The sequence below is a fragment of the Neobacillus drentensis NBRC 102427 genome (assembly GCF_001591445.1).
Classification (GTDB): domain Bacteria; phylum Bacillota; class Bacilli; order Bacillales; family Cytobacillaceae; genus Neobacillus; species Neobacillus drentensis.
In genome coordinates this window covers 1-20,124 of sequence record NZ_BCUX01000022.1, presented here as the reverse complement: position 1 = coordinate 20,124, position 20,124 = coordinate 1, and the positions used below count along the sequence as shown (strand labels likewise).

Genomic DNA, 20,124 nt, shown 5'->3' with positions numbered 1-20,124 from the left:
TTTAGATGTAGTGGGACATTATATGTCTATGGTGGACATTTTAAGGCCAACTACATATAATAAAGGAGCATGAGATTCATGCAGTCATTAATCGATATCCAAAAAAGATTATTACCCGACCTCCTACAGGTCCTACAGAAGAGATATTCTATCCTAAGATACATAGGTTTTATGCAGCCAGTAGGAAGACGGAGTTTAGCAGTAAGTCTGGGGTATACCGAAAGAGTCCTTCGCGGCGAGGTTGATTTCCTAAAGGAGCAAAACTTAATTTACACGAACAATGTGGGGATGAGTTTAACGACTGAGGGGAAAAATTTGCTAGAAGACTTGGAAGGTTTTATGCGTGAATTAAAGGGTATTGATGTAATGGAGTTGGAACTGAAGCACAAGCTAGGCATTAAAAAGGTTATCATTGTGCCCGGCGATAGTGATGAATCGCTGATGGTCAAAGGTGAACTTGGCAAAGCATGTGCAGTGTGCATGAAAAAGCTTCTCAGCGGAAAAAATATCATTGCTGTAACCGGCGGTTCAACAATGGCTGCTGTCGCAGAAAGACTTTCACCAGAGCTTACTCAAAAGGATTTACTGTTTGTCCCGGCCAGAGGCGGAGTAGGTGAGGATGTTCAAAATCAGGCGAATACGATTTGCTCAATTATGTCGAGAAACACCCGTTCCAAACATCGTGTGTTTTATGTCCCTGATCAAGTCAGTACCGATATCCATGAATCGCTTATCAAAGAGCCCGGCATTCATGAAGTTTTAAAACTAATTAAATCAGCAAGCATGGTTCTCCATGGAATTGGAGATGCTATCACAATGGCTGAACGGCGAAAATCCAACCCCGAGATTCTAAAAATGCTTGAAAGCAGTAAGGCTGTGGGTGAAGCTTTTGGCTATTATTTTAACGAACAAGGCGAAATTGTTCATAAGGTTTTAACGATTGGCCTGCAGTTAGAAGATCTAGTTGGCATTCCTAATGTCATCGCCGTTGCGGGTGGAAGCTCCAAGGCAAAGGCTATTAAGGCCTACTTAAAACAAGCACCAGCATCGACGATTTTAATCACAGACGAAGGTGCAGCAAGAAGTTTATTAAAAGGGTAAATCCTTTTTAAAATAAAAAAACATCCTTACCCAATTTAAAGGAGGAAATTTATCATGTCAGTAAAAGTTGGTATTAATGGATTTGGACGTATTGGTCGTAACGTATTCCGTGCGGCTTTAGGAAATAGCAATGTAGAAATCGTAGCAATTAATGACTTAACCGATGCAAATATGCTTGCACATCTTTTAAAATATGACACTGTTCACGGAACACTTCAAGAAGATGTTACAGTTGATGGTGAATACCTAGTAGTTGGCGGACAAAAAGTGAAGGTTCTTGCTGAGCGCGATCCTGCACAATTAGGCTGGGGCGGTCTTGGAGTTGACGTCGTAGTTGAATCAACTGGCCGTTTCACAAAACGTGAAGATGCTGCGAAACATCTTGAAGCAGGCGCTAAAAAAGTTATCATTTCTGCACCAGCATCTAACGAAGATATCACTATCGTAATGGGTGTAAACGAAGACAAATACGATGCAAATAACCACCATGTTATTTCAAACGCATCTTGTACAACTAACTGTCTTGCTCCGTTTGCAAAAGTATTAAATGATACTTTTGGAATCAAACGCGGTATGATGACAACGATTCACTCTTACACAAATGACCAACAAATCCTTGATTTACCACACAAGGACTACCGTCGTGCACGTGCAGCAGCTGAAAACATGATTCCAACTTCAACTGGTGCAGCTAAAGCGGTTGCTCTTGTTTTACCAGAACTTAAAGGTAAATTAAACGGTATGGCAATGCGTGTTCCAACTCCAAACGTTTCAATCGTTGACTTAGTAATGGAGTTAGAAAAAGATGTAACAGCTGAAGATGTTAACGCAGCATTAAAAACAGCTGCTGAAGGCCCATTAAAAGGAATTTTAGCTTACAGCGACCTTCCACTAGTTTCAACTGATTACAACGGAGCGAAAGTTTCTTCAACTATTGATGCATTATCAACAATGGTTCTTGAAGGCAACATGGTAAAAGTATTATCTTGGTACGATAACGAAGTTGGTTACTCTAACCGCGTTGTTGACCTTGTTGGTTACCTTGCAGAAAAAGGACTTTAAAATAGCGGAACGGACGATGATTGGTTTCCAGTCATAAGAAGTTGATAAATACAAAGGTTTTCCAAAGGGGAGCGGGGAGTATATGCCCCCCTCCCCTTTTTACTGATTTTAGATGATGATTTTTCTAAAAAGCAAACACTTTATGGAGGTCCTTTATGAATAAGAAAACTCTCAAAGATGTCGATGTAAAAGGTAAACGCGTGTTTTGTCGAGTAGATTTTAACGTTCCAATGCAGGATGGAAAAATTACCGACGACACGCGGATTCGTGCCGCATTGCCAACGATTCAATACTTAGTGGAACAAGGTGCGAAGGTCATTCTAGCCAGCCACTTCGGTCGTCCAAAAGGAAAAGTAGTCGAAGAAATGCGCCTAACTTCAGCCGGTGTGAGACTATCTGAGCTGCTTGGAAAAGACGTGAAGAAAGCAGATGAAGCATATGGTGATTCTGTGAAAGCGTTAATTGGTGAAATGACAGAAGGCGATGTTCTTCTACTTGAAAATGTTCGCTTCTATCCTGGTGAAGAAAAGAATGATCCAGAGTTGGCAAAATCGTTTGCTGAACTAGCTGATGTGTATGTAAATGATGCCTTTGGTGCCGCACACCGTGCCCATGCATCAACTGAAGGAATAGCACATATTCTGCCAGCGGTTTCAGGACTGTTAATGGAGAAAGAACTAGATGTTCTTGGGAAAGCACTTTCTAATCCAGAACGTCCGTTTACAGCGATTATCGGCGGAGCGAAGGTAAAGGACAAGATTGGTGTTATTGAAAACCTGTTAGAGTTAGTTGATAACTTAATTATTGGCGGCGGACTTGCTTATACCTTTGTGAAAGCACAAGGCCATGAAGTCGGAAAATCATTACTTGAAGCTGATAAAATTGATTTAGCAAAATCGTTTATTGAAAAAGCGAAAGCAAAAGGTGTTAATTTCTACATGCCTGTTGATGCAGTTGTTGCGGATGATTTCTCAGCAGATGCGAATTCTAAGGTTGTAGCGATTGAAGAAATCCCAGCGGATTGGGAAGCACTTGATATCGGACCGAAAACAGCTGAAATCTATCGTGATGTCATTCAAAAATCAAAACTAGTGATTTGGAATGGACCAATGGGCGTATTTGAAATCGATAAATTTGCTAACGGCACAAAAGCAGTTGCGGAAGCACTTGCCGAAGCAGAAGGTACATACTCAGTCATTGGCGGCGGAGACTCAGCAGCAGCAGTAGAAAAGTTCAATCTAGCAGAAAAAATGAGCCACATCTCCACAGGAGGCGGCGCTTCCCTTGAGTTCATGGAAGGCAAAGCATTGCCTGGAGTAATGGCATTGAACGATAAATAATAGTTTTAGTTAATCATGGAAGGACGTGTAGTAGTATGCGTAAACCAATCATTGCAGGTAACTGGAAAATGAACAAGACACTTGCAGAAGCAAAAAGCTTCGCTGAGGAAGTAAAAGGTCTAGTACCAGCGCCAGAAAAGATGGACTCTGTAATCTGTGCACCAGCTTTATTTTTACAAAGCCTTGTCGAAGTAACAGAAGGAACCAATGTAAAAATTGGTGCCCAAAATATGCACTTTGAAGAAAGCGGAGCATTCACTGGTGAAATCAGCCCGAATGCATTGGCTGACCTTACTGTTCAATATGTCATTATCGGACACTCAGAACGTCGTGAAATGTTCAATGAAACCGATGAATCAGTAAACAAGAAAACTCTTGCAGCATTTAAATACAATTTAACACCGATTGTCTGCTGTGGCGAAACACTAGAACAGCGTGAAAATGGTGAAACCAACCAATTAGTTGGGGATCAAGTAGTGAAAGCACTTAAAGGCTTATCAGATGAACAAGTTAAGCAAACAGTCATCGCCTACGAACCAATTTGGGCAATTGGAACTGGTAAATCGTCAACTTCAGCAGATGCGAATGAAGTATGTGCACATATTCGTCAAGTTGTCGCACAACAATTCTCACAAGATGTTGCGGATGCGGTCAGAATTCAGTATGGCGGCAGTGTCAAGCCTGAAAATATTAAAGAATACATGGCACAATCAGATATTGATGGTGCCTTAGTAGGCGGAGCAAGTCTTGAAGCACAATCCTTTTTACAACTACTGGAGGCAGGAAGCTATGAGTAAATCTCCAGTTGCTCTGATCATCCTTGATGGCTTTGGATGCAGGGGCGAAACCAAAGGGAATGCGGTCGCACAATCAAAAAAACCTAACTTTGACCGTTTTTGGAGCGAGTATCCACATTCTCATTTAACCGCATCTGGTGAGGCAGTCGGCCTTCCAGAAGGACAAATGGGTAACTCAGAGGTTGGACATTTGAATATTGGTGCCGGCCGGATTGTTTACCAAAGCTTAACACGAGTGAACATTGCGATTCGTGAAGGTGAATTTGAAAAGAATGAAACCTTTACAGGCGCAATGGAGCACGTCAAGAAAAATGGCACTGCCCTTCATTTATTCGGATTGTTGTCTGACGGTGGTGTTCACAGCCATATTCAACATATGTTTGCCCTACTGAAGCTGGCAAAGGATGAAGGCGTCGAAAAGGTATATGTACATGCATTCCTTGACGGCCGTGATGTCGGTCAGAAAACAGCTGCTAAATTTATCCAACAAACCTTGGATAAAATGAAGGAAATTGGTGTTGGTGAATTTGCAACAATTTCAGGGAGATACTACTCTATGGACCGTGATAAGCGCTGGGAGCGTGTCGAGAAATCATACCGTTCGATGGTCTATGGCGAGGGCCCTACTTACACAAATCCTTTAGAAGTGGTGGAAGATTCTTATTCTCATGGAATCTTTGACGAATTCGTGATCCCGTCTGTTATTACTAAAGAAGATGGACAACCGGTTGCAACGATTCAGAATAACGATGCTGTAATTTTCTATAATTTCCGTCCGGACCGGGCGATTCAGATTTCCAATACGTTTACAAATGATGACTTCCGTTCCTTTGACCGCGGACCGAAGCATCCGAAGGATTTATTCTTCGTATGCTTAACACACTTCAGTGAATCGGTTGATGGATATGTTGCCTTCAAACCATCAAACTTAGATAACACACTTGGTGAAGTGTTAGCTCAAAACAACATGAAGCAATTACGAATTGCTGAAACAGAAAAGTACCCGCATGTTACGTTCTTTATGAGTGGCGGTCGTGAAGAAAAGTTCCCCGGCGAAGAGCGGATTTTAATCAACTCTCCTAAGGTTGCAACGTATGATCTTCAGCCTGAAATGAGTGCTTACGAAGTAACGGATGCACTCTTAAAAGAAATTCAAGCAGACAAATTTGATGCCATTTTGCTAAACTTTGCGAATCCAGACATGGTCGGTCATTCAGGTATGCTTGAGCCAACGATTAAAGCGATTGAAACCGTCGATGAATGTCTAGGAAAAATTGTTGATTTAATCCTTGAAAAAGGTGGATCAGTGATTATTACCGCTGACCACGGAAATGCGGATGAAGTAATCACGCTTGAAGGCGATCCAATGACCGCACACACAACAAATCCTGTGCCGGTAATTGTGGTAAAACAAGGAATTCAATTGCGAGACGGTGGGATTCTTGGGGATTTAGCGCCAACTATGTTAGACTTATTAGGTCTTCAACAGCCAGTCGAAATGACTGGGAAATCATTGATAAAGTAAACCAAAAATAACTTAATTTTTAAGGAGAGATTTTACATGCCATTTATTGCAGACGTATACGCTCGTGAAGTACTAGATTCCCGCGGGAATCCTACAGTTGAGGTTGAAGTATTTACAGAATCAGGTGCATTTGGACGCGCAATGGTTCCAAGTGGTGCTTCTACTGGTGAATATGAAGCGGTTGAACTACGTGACGGCGACAAAGAACGTTACCTTGGAAAAGGTGTTACTAAAGCGGTAGACAATGTAAACGAAATTATCGCGCCACATCTTGTTGGCGAAGAATTCAGCGTTCTAGACCAAGTATCAATTGACCAAGCTTTAATCGAGCTTGATGGCACAGAAAACAAGGGTAAACTAGGTGCTAACGCAATTCTTGGTGTTTCAATGGCCGTTGCTCATGCAGCAGCAAATTACTTAGATATTCCTTTATACCAATACCTTGGCGGTTTCAACTCTAAGCAACTTCCAGTGCCAATGATGAACATCGTTAACGGCGGGGAGCATGCGGATAACAATGTGGATATTCAAGAATTCATGATTATGCCTGTTGGTGCTCCAAACTTTAAAGAAGCCCTTCGTATGGGTGCAGAAATTTTCCATACATTAAAATCAGTACTTAAAGGCAAAGGTCTTAATACTGCTGTTGGTGATGAGGGCGGTTTTGCTCCAAACTTAGGATCTAACGAAGAAGCTCTTAAAACAATTGTGGAAGCAATCGAAAAAGCTGGTTACAAGCCAGGTGAAGAAGTTATGCTTGCAATGGATGCTGCATCTTCTGAGTTCTACAACAAGGAAGACGGAAAATACCATCTTGCTGGTGAAGGTGTTGTCAAGACTTCTGCAGAAATGGTTGACTGGTACGAAGAACTTTCTTCTAAATACCCAATCGTTTCGATCGAAGACGGTTTAGATGAAAATGACTGGGAAGGTCACAAACTTCTAACTGAACGCCTTGGCAAAAAAGTTCAATTAGTGGGTGATGATTTATTCGTTACCAATACTCGCAAGCTTGCTGAAGGTATTGAAAAAGGAATCGGTAACTCCATCCTAATCAAGGTTAACCAAATCGGTACTCTTACTGAAACATTTGATGCGATTGAAATGGCGAAACGTGCCGGCTACACTGCTGTAATCTCTCACCGTTCTGGTGAAACAGAAGACAACACGATTGCTGACATCGCTGTTGCAACAAACGCTGGTCAAATCAAGACTGGTGCTCCGTCTCGTACTGACCGTGTGGCAAAATACAACCAATTGCTTCGTATTGAAGATCAATTAGGTGAAACTGCTCAATACTTAGGAAAGAAAACATTCTATAACCTAAGCAAATAATTTTTCATGTGAATATAGAGGCACACATTTTTGGATGTGTGCCTTTTAAACATTTCTGTGAACCGTATTGTTTTGAGGGACAAAATGTGCTAAATTTAATATACTGTGAATTGTACGACTAACAGGAGGTGGCCTTTATGCATACATTAGTTGTAATCTTATTAGTAATCGTAAGTATCGGACTTATTGGTGTTGTTATACTTCAATCAGGTAAAAGCGCTGGATTATCCGGTGCCATTTCAGGTGGTGCTGAATCACTATTTGGTAAGCAAAAAGCTCGAGGACTTGATTTGATTCTACATCGTATTACGGTTGTATTAGCGATATTATTTATTCTGCTTTCTATTGCAGTAACTTACTTTAAAATCTAATATGTACACTCAACCTGGCCTTAGCGTCAGGTTTTTTGTTTTTTAAAGTTTTGATATAAAAATAGTCTGTAGATTTCCGCTTCAGGCGCTTTAGGTAAAATAATTCCTGATTACATAAGCGTTTTTCTGGAATGTTCATGCTTGCTTTGCTAAAACTAAACTAATGAAATGAATTAAGGGAGTTTTTATCATGAAAGTTGCTACACCTAAGCCATTTACCTTTAAAGGAGGAAAACGAGCGGTTCTCCTCTTACATGGCTTTACTGGAAATTCAGCAGATGTTCGTATGTTAGGGCGGTTTTTAGAAAAAAAAGGCTACACCTGTCATGCCCCGCATTACAAAGGGCATGGTGTTCCACCGGAAGAGCTTGTTCACACAGGTCCTGAGGATTGGTGGCAGGATGTCTTAAAGGGCTATGATTTTTTAAAAAATAAAGGCCACGTAGAAATTGCAGTGGCGGGATTGTCGCTTGGCGGCGTATTTTCTTTAAAATTGGGATACACTGTACCTATAAAAGCGATTGTACCGATGTGCGCACCGATGCATATAAAAAGTGAAGAGGTCATGTATGAAGGAATTCTCGACTATGCTCGTGAATTTAAAAAACGTGAAGGAAAAACAAACGAGCAAATCGAAATAGAAATGAATGAGTTTAAGAAAACACCGATGAATACATTAAGAGAATTACAGGCGTTAATTGCTGATGTGCGAGAAAATGTGGATATGATCTATGCGCCTACATTTGTCGTTCAAGCACGTCACGACAAAATGATTAACACAGAAAGTGCGAACATTATTTACAACGAAATCGAATCAGTTGTGAAGGAAATAAAATGGTATGAGGAGTCTGGTCATGTCATCACGCTCGATAAAGAACGGGAACAATTACATGAGGATGTCTATGCCTTTTTAGAAAAACTTGACTGGCACGATTAACAAAGGCACCTATAAAGGAGGATTAGTTTGGAAGATAATATACAAAAACATATTGATAGGGTACTACAATATATGAAGGATGAGGCCTACAAGCCATTAACCGTACAGGAACTTGAGACAGCCTTTGGCATCCAAGATTCAAGCGATTTTAAAGAGTTTGTGAAAGCACTTGTCCAAATGGAGGAGAAAGGGTTAGTTGTCAGAACGCGCAGCAACCGTTACGGACTTCCGGAAAAAATGAACTTAATCCGCGGAAAGCTCATCGGTCATGCGAAAGGATTTGCCTTTGTTGCACCGGATGAGCCAGGGATGGATGATATCTTTATCCCGCCCAATGAAACCAATACGGCCATGCATGGGGATATCGTTTTAGCGCGTGTTTCCTCTGAAAGCACGGGGCAGCGCCGCGAAGGCAGTATTATCCGCATCATTGAACGCGGTGTCCAGCAAATTGTTGGAACGTATGTGGAAAGCAAAAGCTTTGGCTTTGTCATTCCTGATGATAAAAAATTTGCGAGTGATATTTTTATTCCGAAGGCAGCTTCCAAAGGAGCAGTCGAAGGACATAAGGTGGTTGTTAAACTAGTTACCTATCCGGAGGGGCGCAAAAGTGCAGAGGGCGAAGTCATTACCATTCTCGGCCACAAAAACGACCCAGGCGTGGACATTCTGTCTGTCATACATAAGCACGGCCTACCAATGGCCTTTCCTGACGAGGTGTTAAAACAGGCGAACGAGGTGCCTGACACCATTGACGAAAGTGAATTAACCAATCGCCGTGACCTTCGGAATGAAACGATAGTCACGATTGACGGTGCCGATGCGAAAGACTTGGATGATGCGGTAACCGTGACCAAGCTTGCGAACGGCAACTATAAGCTAGGCGTCCATATCGCTGACGTGAGCTATTATGTAAAAGAAGGCACGCCGATTGACCTTGAAGCAGAGGAACGGGCGACGAGTGTGTATTTAGTCGACCGGGTAATCCCGATGATTCCGCATCGTTTATCGAATGGGATTTGTTCCTTAAATCCGAAAGTGGACCGTCTGGTGTTATCTTGCGAAATGGAAATTAACTCGGAGGGCGTAGTTGTTTCGCATGAGATTTTTCAATCTGTGATTAAAACAACTGAGCGGATGACCTATTCCGATGTGAATCTGATTCTGGCTGAACATGATGAAGCAACGCGCACACGTTACGAACCGCTCGTGCCCATGTTTGAAATGATGGAAGAGTTAGCCGCCATCTTACGAAACAAACGGATGAAGCGGGGCGCGATTGACTTTGATTTTAAGGAATCAAAGATTCTGGTCGATGAGGAAGGAAAGCCGACCGATGTTGTCCTTCGCGAACGTTCGGTAGCTGAGAAATTAATTGAAGAGTTTATGCTCGCTGCTAATGAAACGGTAGCCGAGCACTTTCACTGGATGGAAGTTCCGTTTATTTACCGTATCCATGAGGATCCCAAGGAAGATAAACTGCGGAGGTTTTTCGAGTTTATCACCAACTTTGGCTACATCGTAAAAGGGACGGCAAATGATGTCCATCCGAAAGCCCTTCAAGAAATTATTGAAGAAGTGCAAGGTAAACCTGAGGAAATGGTGGTCTCGAAGGTGATGCTTCGCTCAATGCAGCAGGCGAAATATGATCCAGAAAGTCTCGGACATTTTGGTTTGTCAACCGAGTTCTATACCCATTTCACCTCGCCGATTCGGCGTTATCCGGATACCATTGTTCATCGCTTAATCCGGACGTACTTAATCGAAGGAAAGCTTGATTCAACCACCCAGGAAAAATGGAATGTACGCTTACCTGAGATTGCAGATCATTCTTCAAAAATGGAGCGCCGTTCGGTGGATGCTGAGCGGGAGACCGATGATTTGAAGAAAGCTGAATTTATGGAAGATAAGATTGGCGTTGAGTACGACGGCATTATCAGCTCTGTGACGAATTTCGGTATGTTTGTGGAACTGCCAAATACCATTGAAGGACTTGTCCATGTCAGCTATATGACCGATGATTATTATCGCTATGATGAGCGCCAACTAGCGATGATTGGCGAGCGGACAGGGAATGTGTTCCGAATTGGCGATGAAATTACCATTCGTGTTGTAAAAGTTAATAAAGAAGAGCGTGCGATTGATTTTGAAATTGTCGGCATGAAGGGTACTCCTCGTCGCGAACGGTCGGAGACGCCAAGAGTCTTCAGTACGGGCAGCGACACGAAGAAGCCGCGCAGGAATAAACAGCAAGGCGGCGGCGGTGGTCGCGGTCAAGGACAAGGCGGCAATGGTGGCCGAGGTCAAGGTGGCGGCAGTGGCCGCAGTCAAGGCGGAGGTTCCGATGCCAAGTCCGAAGGCAACAGCGGTCAAGGAAATAAAGTGAAGAAGAAACGTAAATTTTATGATAATGTGCCAAAATACAAAAGTACAAAGCGAAAAAATAAATAACTTCTTTAAGGGAGCCCATAATCTAGGGCTCTCTTTCAATTGTAGTAGCTTGTATATTCTGCTAAAATAAATTTTAAGATGAGGTGAAAAAGATGCCAAAAGGTGAAGGAAAAGTTTGTGCACAAAACAAAAAGGCTTACCATGATTATTTTATTGAAGAAACCTACGAAGCTGGAATCGTTCTGCAGGGGACGGAAATCAAATCGATTCGTGGGGGAAAAGTGAATCTTAAGGATGCATATGCACGAATTCAAAATGGGGAAGCGATTCTTTTCGGGATGCATGTCAGTCCATATGAACAAGGCAACATTTTTAATCATGACCCATTACGAACACGAAAGCTATTACTCCATAAGCGCGAAATTAATAAACTAATCGGAGAAACAAAAGAGGCTGGCTACGCTCTTGTTCCATTAAAGCTCTATCTGAAAAATGGTTTTTGTAAAGTGCTAATCGGGCTTGCGAAAGGTAAGAAGAATTACGATAAGCGTGAATCCTTAAAGCAAAAAGAAGCGAAACGTGAAATCGAACGGGCCTTCCGTGATCGTCAGAAGATGTAATTTAGTTCGTTGGTTGCTGAATTGGAAATTATTTTACAGATACTTACAATTGAAAAATCCTTACAGTGTGTTATAATAAGTTTGTCGCCAAGAGAGCGACGGTAACATTTGCTCAAAGAACATTGTTGAGCTTCCTAACGTCTGCAGCTTTAATCTTTAACTAGATTGCAGCTCCTTTTATTATGGGGACGCTACGGATTCGACAGGGGTAGTTTGAGCTTAGGTCGCGAGTCGAGGGGATCGGCCTCGTTAAAACGTCAAAGCCATAACTGGCAAAACTAACAACAACCTCGCTTTCGCAGCTTAATACTGCATAGCGGTTCCTCCCTCTATTGCCCATGTAGTAGGGTAAGGGACTCACTCTAAGTGGGCTACGCCGGATTCCACCGCCTGAGGATGAAGGAAGAGAACAACCAGGCTAGCTGACCGGACGCCGGTCGATAGGCAGATGAATCAGCGAAACACCAATATATCGACTACACTCGTAGAAGCTTAAGTGGCGATATCTTTGGACGTGGGTTCGATTAGTATTAGTCGCCTTATGTGGTAACACATAAGTGAAAATTCGGCTTTATCGGTGAAACCTAAGTCACTTCAATGTGATAGGGCAATGCCGAGCGGTATGTGGAGTAATCCAACAGCCGTGTATCGACTTATAGGCTGCCATGTTTAAGTGGTAGTACTAGGATGCGAAATCATACCTTGAAGAGGTAAATATCCGTTTCGCATAAGACGCCGGAGGACCTGTAGAAGACAGGTTCAAGATATAGTCAGTGCCATGACGAAAGCATGGAAGAGCACGTCCCACCGTCTCCACTACATAGTGGAAGAAAAGACCAGCAGAGATGCTGGTCTTTTCTTATATTCGAAATTTAATAATGCTGAACTAGATTAGCTGAGGCTAGTCTTTTTTATTTGTATAAACAGTTTTAAAAACGCCGCCAAACGTCAATATGACAAGTAGTTGAAATCCGGGGGTGCTTGATGTGAAAGAGGAATTAAAGATTTTTTATCATATTTTTACGACGACCAAAGATGCCATCGAGAAATTTATGAATATGCTAGATCCGGTCATTTAAAATGCCACTGATGACCATGAACGGCTTTATTATCATCATATTTTTGAAGAAGAGGAGCAGCGTTTATCTCGGTTGGTAGAGCTGATTCCACTGATTAGTAAATTTGAAAGTGAAAAAGAAGAGAAGGATTTCGCTCCGACCAATAATGAGTTTAATCGACTATTGCAGGAATTGAATCTTGAAAAATTCGGATTACATAATTTTGTCGAACATCTTGATTTAGCCCTGTTCCGCTTTACCGATGAGGAACGAAGCACGATGTTGAATCAGTTGCGAGAAGTTTCTTACTCAGATTATCAGCAGGTAAAAGCAATGTTGTTGGAGATTAATCAACGATTTGATAATAACTATGTAGACCCGCATGCCCATCATGATCACGACCATGATCATTTAGACCGATCAGGTACTTCTTCAGTTGCTGCTCCGGTTGTGCCAGCTGCTAAATATAAAAAGGGGTTTACGGTTGGGAGCTTAATTTAGGTAGTTTTTACATAAGTGAACAGTCTTAATTTAGCTGTTTTTGATGGTTGGCGGAATAAATAGTGAAGTTGGCGGAATCCGTCTTCAGTTTGGCGGAATAACTGGGACACTTGGCGGAATCCCCGCTCCAAACGGCGGAATAAATACCAAACTCGGCAGAATCCCATCCTTTCAATTCCAAACAAATCCCCATCACAAGAACCAAATAGAAAAAAAACCTCTTTGAACCTGAATTCAAAAAGGTTTTTTTCCTGATTGGGTTGGGTTGAAAATCATAACTCATTATTAGGAAAGTACTGGAGCACCCTTGAGAGTAACTACTGTGCCAGATTTTCCCTCAATCGCGTTAAGTGCTAGGTCTAAAGAAGTAATAATGGTTTTCCGTTCAGGATTGGTCTCCGCGAATTGAATCGCTGCTTCGACTTTCGGGAGCATGCTCCCTTCGGCAAAATGTCCGCCCTTAATATAGTCTTTCAATTCTTCAATCGTGACATCCTCTAATTTCTTTTGCGTAGATTTATTAAAATCAATATACACATTGTCGACTGCTGTGAGAATGATTAAAGCGTCCGCATCAACCAGTTCGGCAAGCTTTTGAGAAGCGAAGTCTTTATCAATAACTGCTTCGATCCCGACCAGGCCCTCCTCTGTTTCAATGACAGGTATCCCGCCGCCGCCGACAGAAATGATAATGTTTCCTTGTTCGACAAGGGCATTAATCACTGCATGCTCCTGAATGTTGACTGGCTTTGGCGAGGGAACAACCCGGCGCCAGCCGCGGCCTGCATCTTCCTTAAAGACTGTTCCGGTAGCCTCGCTCATTTTCTGAGCCTCGTCTTTACTGTAAAAAGGACCAATCGGCTTGGTGGGATTTAAGAAAGCAGGATCATTTCGATCGACGACGACACGAGTAACCACCGTCACCACATTTCTAAAGATGCCACGTTCCTTCAGAGCTTTATCCATCGCGTTTTGCATCCAGTACCCGATCATGCCCTGGCTCATCGCACCACATGTATCAAGTGGCATGGCAGGATTTTTGACGGAGTCAGCGGCCGCCTGCTGCAGCAAAATGTTTCCTACTTGCGGGCCATTTCCGTGCGAAATAATTATATCAATACCTTTTTCGATAAAATCAACCAGCTGGCGGGCTGTTTTTTCTAAGGCACGCTGCTGTGCCTCTGCTGTTGCATCACCGGATTGAATTGCATTGCCCCCTAAGGCTATCACTACTTTTTGTTTTTTCATATCGGTATCCCCTTATCAATTTAGACTAATCAGCCGAACAGAATATTAATTCATTAATGTCGCAATGCTCATAATGACCATAACAATGACTGAGAGTGACACGACCAATTTCCAAACATGTTTAAGATAGGTACTATATGGAATCCGAGCAATGGCCAATGCCCCCATAATGACTGCACTTGTTGGTGTAAGCAGGTTCACGACCCCGGATGCACTTTGGTAAGCGGTTATGATGATATCTCTGCCTACCCCTGCAAAATCTGCCAACGGAGCCATAATCGGCATCGACAACGTCGCAAGTCCGGAAGTGGACGGCACTAGGAAAGAAAGTGGTAAATAGAATAGAAAGGATAGGTTCGTGAACAAGACTGAACCCATATTTTCTAGTATTCCTTCGCCCCAATGGAGAACCGTTGCGGTCATCCCGCCAGCATCCATGACCACTGTAATCCCGCGAGAAATACCAATGATGAGAGCAACGCCTAGTAAATCTCTCGCACCGTTAACAAACGTGCTAGTATACTCTGATTCTCCCATTTTAAAAATAATGGCAATAATGATCGAGGATGTTAAGAATAACATCGTTAGTTCACCGAACCACCAGTCCCCAAGTGGCATGATGCCGCCTAATAAAGGACCTATGAATGGTATTTTTGCAACCGCTTTTGTTAAATCTTCAAAAATAGTAATATTAAATTTATAAGCCCATGGAATTACCCCTAAAATCATCACAATAAAGGTCAAGCCAAACACCCAAAGTACCGCTTTATGCCGGCCGGTAAATTCTACTTCCCCAGTTTTTTGTGATAAGAAATGCTTCTCATTTTCCACTTTTAGATTTGCAATCAGTGATTTAGATGGATTTTCTTTCACTTTTTTTGCGTAGCGCATGACGAATAAAATCGTTACAATCAATGTCACTACCAGAATGATGAGACGAAGCCCCATCCCATCACCAATCGAAATACCGGCAAATCCAGAGGCAATCCCTGTTGCAAAGGGGTTAACCGTTGATCCTAAACAGCCGATTCCAGCCCCAAGTGCGATAATCGAAACAGCCGTTAACGCGTCATAGCCTGCTGCAATTAGAACGGGGATGAGGATAGGATAGAAGGCGATGGTTTCTTCCGCCATGCCGTAAGTTGAACCGCCAATGGCAAAGAGGGTCATAAGAATGGGTATCAGCCATTGCTCCTTGCCTTTTAATTTTCGAATGACCCTCGAAATTCCAGCATCAATCGCCCCTGTTTTCATAACAACCCCAAGGAAACCTCCGATAACAAGCACAAATAGGGCAATGTCTTTTGCATCAAAGAATCCATTAATCGGAGCATTTAACACTTCCCAGATTCCTTGTGGAGTTTGTTCATCCCCGGGCAGCTGCTGGTAAGTTCCTGAAACAGGAATTTCTTTTTCCGTTGCTTTATCAAGCTTCATATCGTAATGTCCACCTGGAATCACCCAGGTTAGTGCGGCGATAACAACAATAATTAAAAATAATAACGTATACGCTGTAGGCATCTTGAACTTTTTCATTTCAATTCCTCCATTACATAATGGGTATACCTAGCGGGTTAAATCGTAGATGGCTTTTGCATAGATCTGCATTGCTTTAAACATTTCTGCTAAGTCAATGTGTTCATTGGGCTGATGCTCGGTTTTCGTTTGATGTGGAAAAACAGCACCGAACGCAACAAAATTCTCCATCGCTCGTGCATAGGTGGCACCGCCCGAGGAAATCGGTTCTGAAATCAAATCATTGGTAATCTCTTGGTACACATTCATTAATGTTTTGATTAAAAAATGATCCTTTGGAATATAGATGGATTTTAAGTAATCGAATTCTTTGTAGGACAATCCGTATTCCTTTGCCAATTGCGAGAGGGTGTCCACAATCGTTTGTTTATCGACTGTCACAGGGATGCGAATATCGATTGATAACCTTTCGACCTCTTCGTTACATTCAATTTTTCCTATATTGAATTTCAATTTACCGGATGCTTCATCTTCACACTCACCGAAAATCTTCACAGCAAACGAATCTTCATGGATTAAATCATTGACGAATTCGATCGTTTTGGATGTGTAACCGATTTGTTTGAGTGCAATTAATAAACGATTAATGGCATTAATTCCTTTTTCCGCCACCTGAGCATGGACCGCTTTGCCGAGGACGACAATCCCGTCTTCATCTGTTTCATAAGCAAAATCCAACGCACTTAATGCAGCGATTAATTCAGTTTGCTGTTCACCGGAATAACGTGCGGTGTCAGGCACCGCGTTGAAAGCATTACCTGACCTCAACCGTAAACCTGTTTCGTTCTTGCCTTCCAAATGCAGCTGGAGAAGGCCCTTTTCGGCATAAACGAGCGGGAAGACGGAGTCCGGGCTAAAGCCCATGCTTGGGATTTCTTCGATTTCACAATAGCGATTCATACAGCGCCACAATGTTTCTTCATCTGTGCCGAAGATAATGCGAATTCTTTTGGCAAACGGAACCCCGAGATTCATTAACGCTTTTACAGCAAAGAGGGCAGCGAGTGTTGGCCCCTTGTCATCCTGTGTTCCCCGGCCGTACATTTTTCCGTCTTTGATGATGGCTTGGAAGGGAGGCGTCTTCCATTCATCGAGTTTTCCAGCGGGAACGACGTCGAGATGGCCAAGGACGCCAATCATTTCCTTGCCGTCGCCAATTTCAGCATAACCGTAATAGCCCTTTGGATCACAAAACGTCCTAAAACCCAGCTTCTCACATATCGAAAGGGTCTTTTTAAGTGCCAAATCAATTTGTTTTCCAAATGGATATCCGCTATCTTGTTCATTGATGACACTTGGAATTTCGATGAGTTCCATTAATGAATGATGAAAATCTGTTTCTATTTTTTGAAGTTCTGGTAGTAAAAGTTCGGAGATATTGTTCATGCTATTCCTCCATTAGGGCTTTTTAAGACGATTTCTGAAAAAAATGATCGCCTTTTGAATTTTTATCAGCGATGAAAATCACTTTATCGGCGCATTCTCTGGTTCTATCAGCGAATTCTGCAAGTCTATCAGCGAATTCTGCTGTTCTATTGGCGAATTTCTAGGTTCTATCAGCGAATCTCGATGTTCTATTGGCGAATTCCGCCATTCTATCAGCGAATCCAAATTTCAAGTAGAGAGAGAAGACACACCAAGCGCGTGCGCTCCCCCAACTCTCTTCTGATAACACTTACTCTAAATGTCCAAGTGTTGCCGCCATTACTGCTTTAATGGTGTGCATTCTGTTTTCTGCTTGATCAAATACCTTTGAATGTTCGCTCCGGAAAACTTCATCGGTTACTTCCATCTCAGGGATTTCGTGTTTTGCAAACATATCCTTGCCATAGGTTGTTTCTAGGTCATGGAAAGCAGGCAGGCAATGTAGGAAAATCATCTCGTTGTTGCCAGTCTTTCTCACCATGTCCATTGTGACTTTATATGGAGTAAGAAGGGCAATCCTTTCAGCGAACTTATCTTCTTCACCCATGGACACCCAAACATCTGTATAAATCACGTCTGCCCCGGCAACACCTTCATCGACGTTGCTCGTCACAGTCACACGGCCGCCGGACTTTTCTGCGAGGCCCTGTGCCAATTCCACAATCTCAGGGGCCGGGAATAACGATTCAGGAGCACAGATACGGACGTCCATCCCAACAAGGGCACCACCAACGAGCAAGCTGTTGGCTACATTATTTCTACCATCACCAACATAAACGAATTTAATTCCTTCTAAGCGTCCAAAGTTTTCTTTTACCGTTAAGAAGTCAGCAAGTGTTTGTGTTGGATGCCATAATTCCGTCAAGCCATTCCAGACCGGAACACCGGAGTGCTCGGCTAATATTTCAACCTTTTCATGTTCAAAGCCGCGGAACTCAATCCCGTCAAACATGCGGCCTAATACTTTCGCCGTATCCTCAATCGATTCTTTTTTTCCAAGCTGGATGTCATCTTTCCCTAAATATTCCGGGTGGGCCCCTAAATCAATACAGGCAACCGTGAAAGCGCAGCGGGTACGAGTAGATGGTTTTTCAAACAAGAGGGCAATGTTTTTGCCTTCCAAATGGCGGTGTGGAATGCCGTGTTTTTTCTCATCCTTTAATTGCATCGCTAAATCAATTAAATAAACGAACTCTTCTTTTGAAAAATCCTTTTCACATAGAAAGCTTTTTCCATATAATTTAGGTGCAGTTAGTAACATCGTTATCTTTCTCCTTTTTATAAAATTATTTGTATAAATCTTCCCGAACGATTGGCATACTCATGCAGCGCGGGCCCCCGCGGCCGCGGGATAATTCCGAACTTAAAATTTCAATAACCTCCATACCGTGCTGGCGCAATAAATCATTGGAAATATAGTTTCGATCATAGGTAACGACAACTCCTGGGGAAATCGCTAAGGTATTTGAACCATCATTCCATTGTTCGCGGGATGCAGCAATTTCATCACCGCCGCCGCAAGGAATTAAGACCAGTTCATTCAAATCTAAAACCTCTTTCAGCGTTTCCTGCAGGTTCGTCCGGTGGGTGATATTGACGTGCTCATCATCCAAACCTTTTTCTAATATATAAATATTCATCTTCCCTTGCGGACTTTGAATTTCAGGGTGAATCGTGAATTTATCGTAATCAACCATGGTAAACACCGTATCCAAATGCATAAAGGCGCGGCATTTTGGAATCTCGACAGCCACCACTTTTTTAAAAGAATCTTGTTTCTTAAATAGGTTAAGCGCTAATCTTTCAATTGCACGTGCGGAGGTACGGGCTGAGACCCCAATCGCGACTACTTCATCACTTAGAACAAGTTCATCTCCGCCTTCAATTGAGAATTCATAGTTTCGGTCCAGCCAGACGGGAACATTATGGCCGGCAAACCGAGGATGAAGCTTCAAGATGTATTCCATGAATAACGATTCGCGGCGCCGCGCTGGTTCGCGCATTCTGTTAATCGATAAACCATTTCCGATACTTGCTGCCGGGTCTCTAGTAAAATAGAGGTTAGGCATGGGGTCTAAATAGAAGGGATAGTGATCCTCCATTAATTCATATAGATGTGTTTTCTTACTCTCTTCTATTTCCCTTTTGAGAATGCCGCTCATCACTTTGTCAATCATATCGGCCGTGGAGAAGGATAGTAAATATTCCTTTAACACCTCTCTGGCACCGTTGATATTCGCCTTGCTTTCTCGTAAAATATCATCAACAAATTGTCTTTTTATTTCTGGATTACTTAGTGTTTCAACCACTAATTTTTCGAGGTAAAGGACTTCTATGCCTCTGTTTTTTAATGTTTCGGCAAAGTAGTCATGCTCTCTTTGAATGATGGGTAAATAAGGAATATCATCGAATAAAAGTCGTTGAAGATACTCAGGTATCAGATTTTCAACTTCTTTGCCAGGTCGTTTAAGCATAACCGTCCGTAAAGTACCGATTTCCGATGTAACATGGATCGGGTGCTTTAATTTGGTTTGCGTTTCCCGCTGAGAAGTCATTTCCACTATACTGCTCATCTTGCTTCCTCCTTTTTTCAAACTATCCTTGCTACACCTTCATTCTAAGTGATGTAAGCGCTCCATTTTGTAATACCCCTTACATACAAAATGTAATAATCTTAACGTTTTTTTGTCGATCCCATAAATGATTCTGTATAAATATGTAATTTTTTATAGAAATCGATGTTCTCGAATAGAACCACTTGAATAATCTCTGAATGACATAATAAGTTCACAGATAATGTTGTAAAATTGAAAATATTCAACAACAAAGAAAAAAGGCTGACACTCGAGGTATCAGCCTTTGTTCAAAGATAAGAGA

16 protein-coding genes, 1 other RNA gene and 1 pseudogene are annotated in these 20,124 nt (G+C 42.3%); 13 read left to right on the top strand and 5 right to left on the bottom strand.

What is annotated here, in order from left to right; translation table 11 throughout:
- Window positions 1-78 precede the first annotated feature (78 nt).
- The 13 genes and pseudogenes from BDR01S_RS12250 (at window position 79) to BDR01S_RS12190 (ending at window position 13,264) form a co-directional block, all read left to right on the top strand.
- A complete protein-coding gene (locus BDR01S_RS12250; RefSeq protein WP_066258748.1) occupies window positions 79-1,101 on the top strand; it encodes a sugar-binding transcriptional regulator in 1,023 nt (340 codons plus the stop codon).
- A gap of 54 nt (window positions 1,102-1,155) precedes the next feature.
- Window positions 1,156-2,163: a type I glyceraldehyde-3-phosphate dehydrogenase gene (gap, locus tag BDR01S_RS12245; RefSeq protein ID WP_066258747.1), complete on the top strand. Its 1,008-nt coding sequence runs from the start codon at window positions 1,156-1,158 to the stop codon at window positions 2,161-2,163.
- 155 nt (window positions 2,164-2,318) lie between these two features.
- Entirely contained in the window at window positions 2,319-3,503 is a 1,185-nt protein-coding gene (locus BDR01S_RS12240; protein WP_066258744.1) for a phosphoglycerate kinase, read from the top strand.
- 35 nt (window positions 3,504-3,538) lie between these two features.
- The gene (tpiA, locus tag BDR01S_RS12235; RefSeq protein ID WP_066258742.1) at window positions 3,539-4,300 is read left to right on the top strand and encodes a triose-phosphate isomerase; all 762 of its coding nucleotides are present in this window, start codon (window positions 3,539-3,541) and stop codon (window positions 4,298-4,300) included.
- Complete coding sequence (gene gpmI / locus BDR01S_RS12230; protein ID WP_066258740.1) at window positions 4,293-5,825, top strand: 2,3-bisphosphoglycerate-independent phosphoglycerate mutase; 1,533 nt, start codon at window positions 4,293-4,295, stop codon at window positions 5,823-5,825. Before tpiA ends, gpmI begins: the two co-directional genes overlap by 8 nt.
- Window positions 5,826-5,861: 36 nt before the next feature.
- Window positions 5,862-7,160 (top strand): phosphopyruvate hydratase, encoded by a 1,299-nt coding sequence (gene eno / locus BDR01S_RS12225; RefSeq protein WP_066258739.1) that lies wholly within the window; start codon window positions 5,862-5,864, stop codon window positions 7,158-7,160.
- 137 nt (window positions 7,161-7,297) lie between these two features.
- Entirely contained in the window at window positions 7,298-7,531 is a 234-nt protein-coding gene (gene secG, locus BDR01S_RS12220; RefSeq protein ID WP_066258737.1) for a preprotein translocase subunit SecG, read from the top strand.
- A gap of 190 nt (window positions 7,532-7,721) precedes the next feature.
- The gene (locus BDR01S_RS12215) at window positions 7,722-8,468 is read left to right on the top strand and encodes an alpha/beta hydrolase (RefSeq protein WP_066258736.1); all 747 of its coding nucleotides are present in this window, start codon (window positions 7,722-7,724) and stop codon (window positions 8,466-8,468) included.
- A gap of 27 nt (window positions 8,469-8,495) precedes the next feature.
- Entirely contained in the window at window positions 8,496-10,919 is a 2,424-nt protein-coding gene (gene rnr, locus BDR01S_RS12210) for a ribonuclease R (RefSeq protein ID WP_066258733.1), read from the top strand.
- A 92-nt stretch (window positions 10,920-11,011) separates the two neighbouring features.
- Complete coding sequence (gene smpB, locus BDR01S_RS12205; protein ID WP_066258732.1) at window positions 11,012-11,479, top strand: SsrA-binding protein SmpB; 468 nt, start codon at window positions 11,012-11,014, stop codon at window positions 11,477-11,479.
- Between the two features lie 192 nt (window positions 11,480-11,671).
- Window positions 11,672-12,006: a transfer-messenger RNA gene (ssrA, locus tag BDR01S_RS12200) on the top strand.
- A gap of 564 nt (window positions 12,007-12,570) precedes the next feature.
- Window positions 12,571-13,038 (top strand): annotated as a pseudogene (locus tag BDR01S_RS12195) (IMEF encapsulin system ferritin-like cargo protein); the annotation flags it as partial.
- A 43-nt stretch (window positions 13,039-13,081) separates the two neighbouring features.
- On the top strand, window positions 13,082-13,264 hold the full coding sequence (locus BDR01S_RS12190) for a hypothetical protein (protein WP_066258729.1): 183 nt from the start codon (window positions 13,082-13,084) through the stop codon (window positions 13,262-13,264).
- Window positions 13,265-13,323: 59 nt separating this feature from the next.
- On the opposite strand, the gene arcC is transcribed toward BDR01S_RS12190, so the two are convergent.
- The 5 genes from arcC to arcA form a co-directional block, all read right to left on the bottom strand.
- A complete protein-coding gene (gene arcC / locus BDR01S_RS12185; RefSeq protein ID WP_066258721.1) occupies window positions 13,324-14,286 on the bottom strand; it encodes a carbamate kinase in 963 nt (320 codons plus the stop codon).
- Window positions 14,287-14,331: 45 nt separating this feature from the next.
- Window positions 14,332-15,822 carry a YfcC family protein gene (locus BDR01S_RS12180; RefSeq protein ID WP_066258719.1) on the bottom strand — a complete coding sequence of 497 codons (1,491 nt, stop codon included), beginning with the start codon at window positions 15,820-15,822 and terminating at the stop codon, window positions 14,332-14,334.
- A 30-nt stretch (window positions 15,823-15,852) separates the two neighbouring features.
- Complete coding sequence (locus tag BDR01S_RS12175; protein WP_082797406.1) at window positions 15,853-17,208, bottom strand: M20 family metallopeptidase; 1,356 nt, start codon at window positions 17,206-17,208, stop codon at window positions 15,853-15,855.
- Window positions 17,209-17,497: 289 nt separating this feature from the next.
- Entirely contained in the window at window positions 17,498-18,508 is a 1,011-nt protein-coding gene (gene argF, locus BDR01S_RS12170; protein WP_066258716.1) for an ornithine carbamoyltransferase, read from the bottom strand.
- 25 nt (window positions 18,509-18,533) lie between these two features.
- Complete coding sequence (gene arcA, locus BDR01S_RS12165; protein WP_066260368.1) at window positions 18,534-19,802, bottom strand: arginine deiminase; 1,269 nt, start codon at window positions 19,800-19,802, stop codon at window positions 18,534-18,536.
- Window positions 19,803-20,124: the final 322 nt, after the last annotated feature.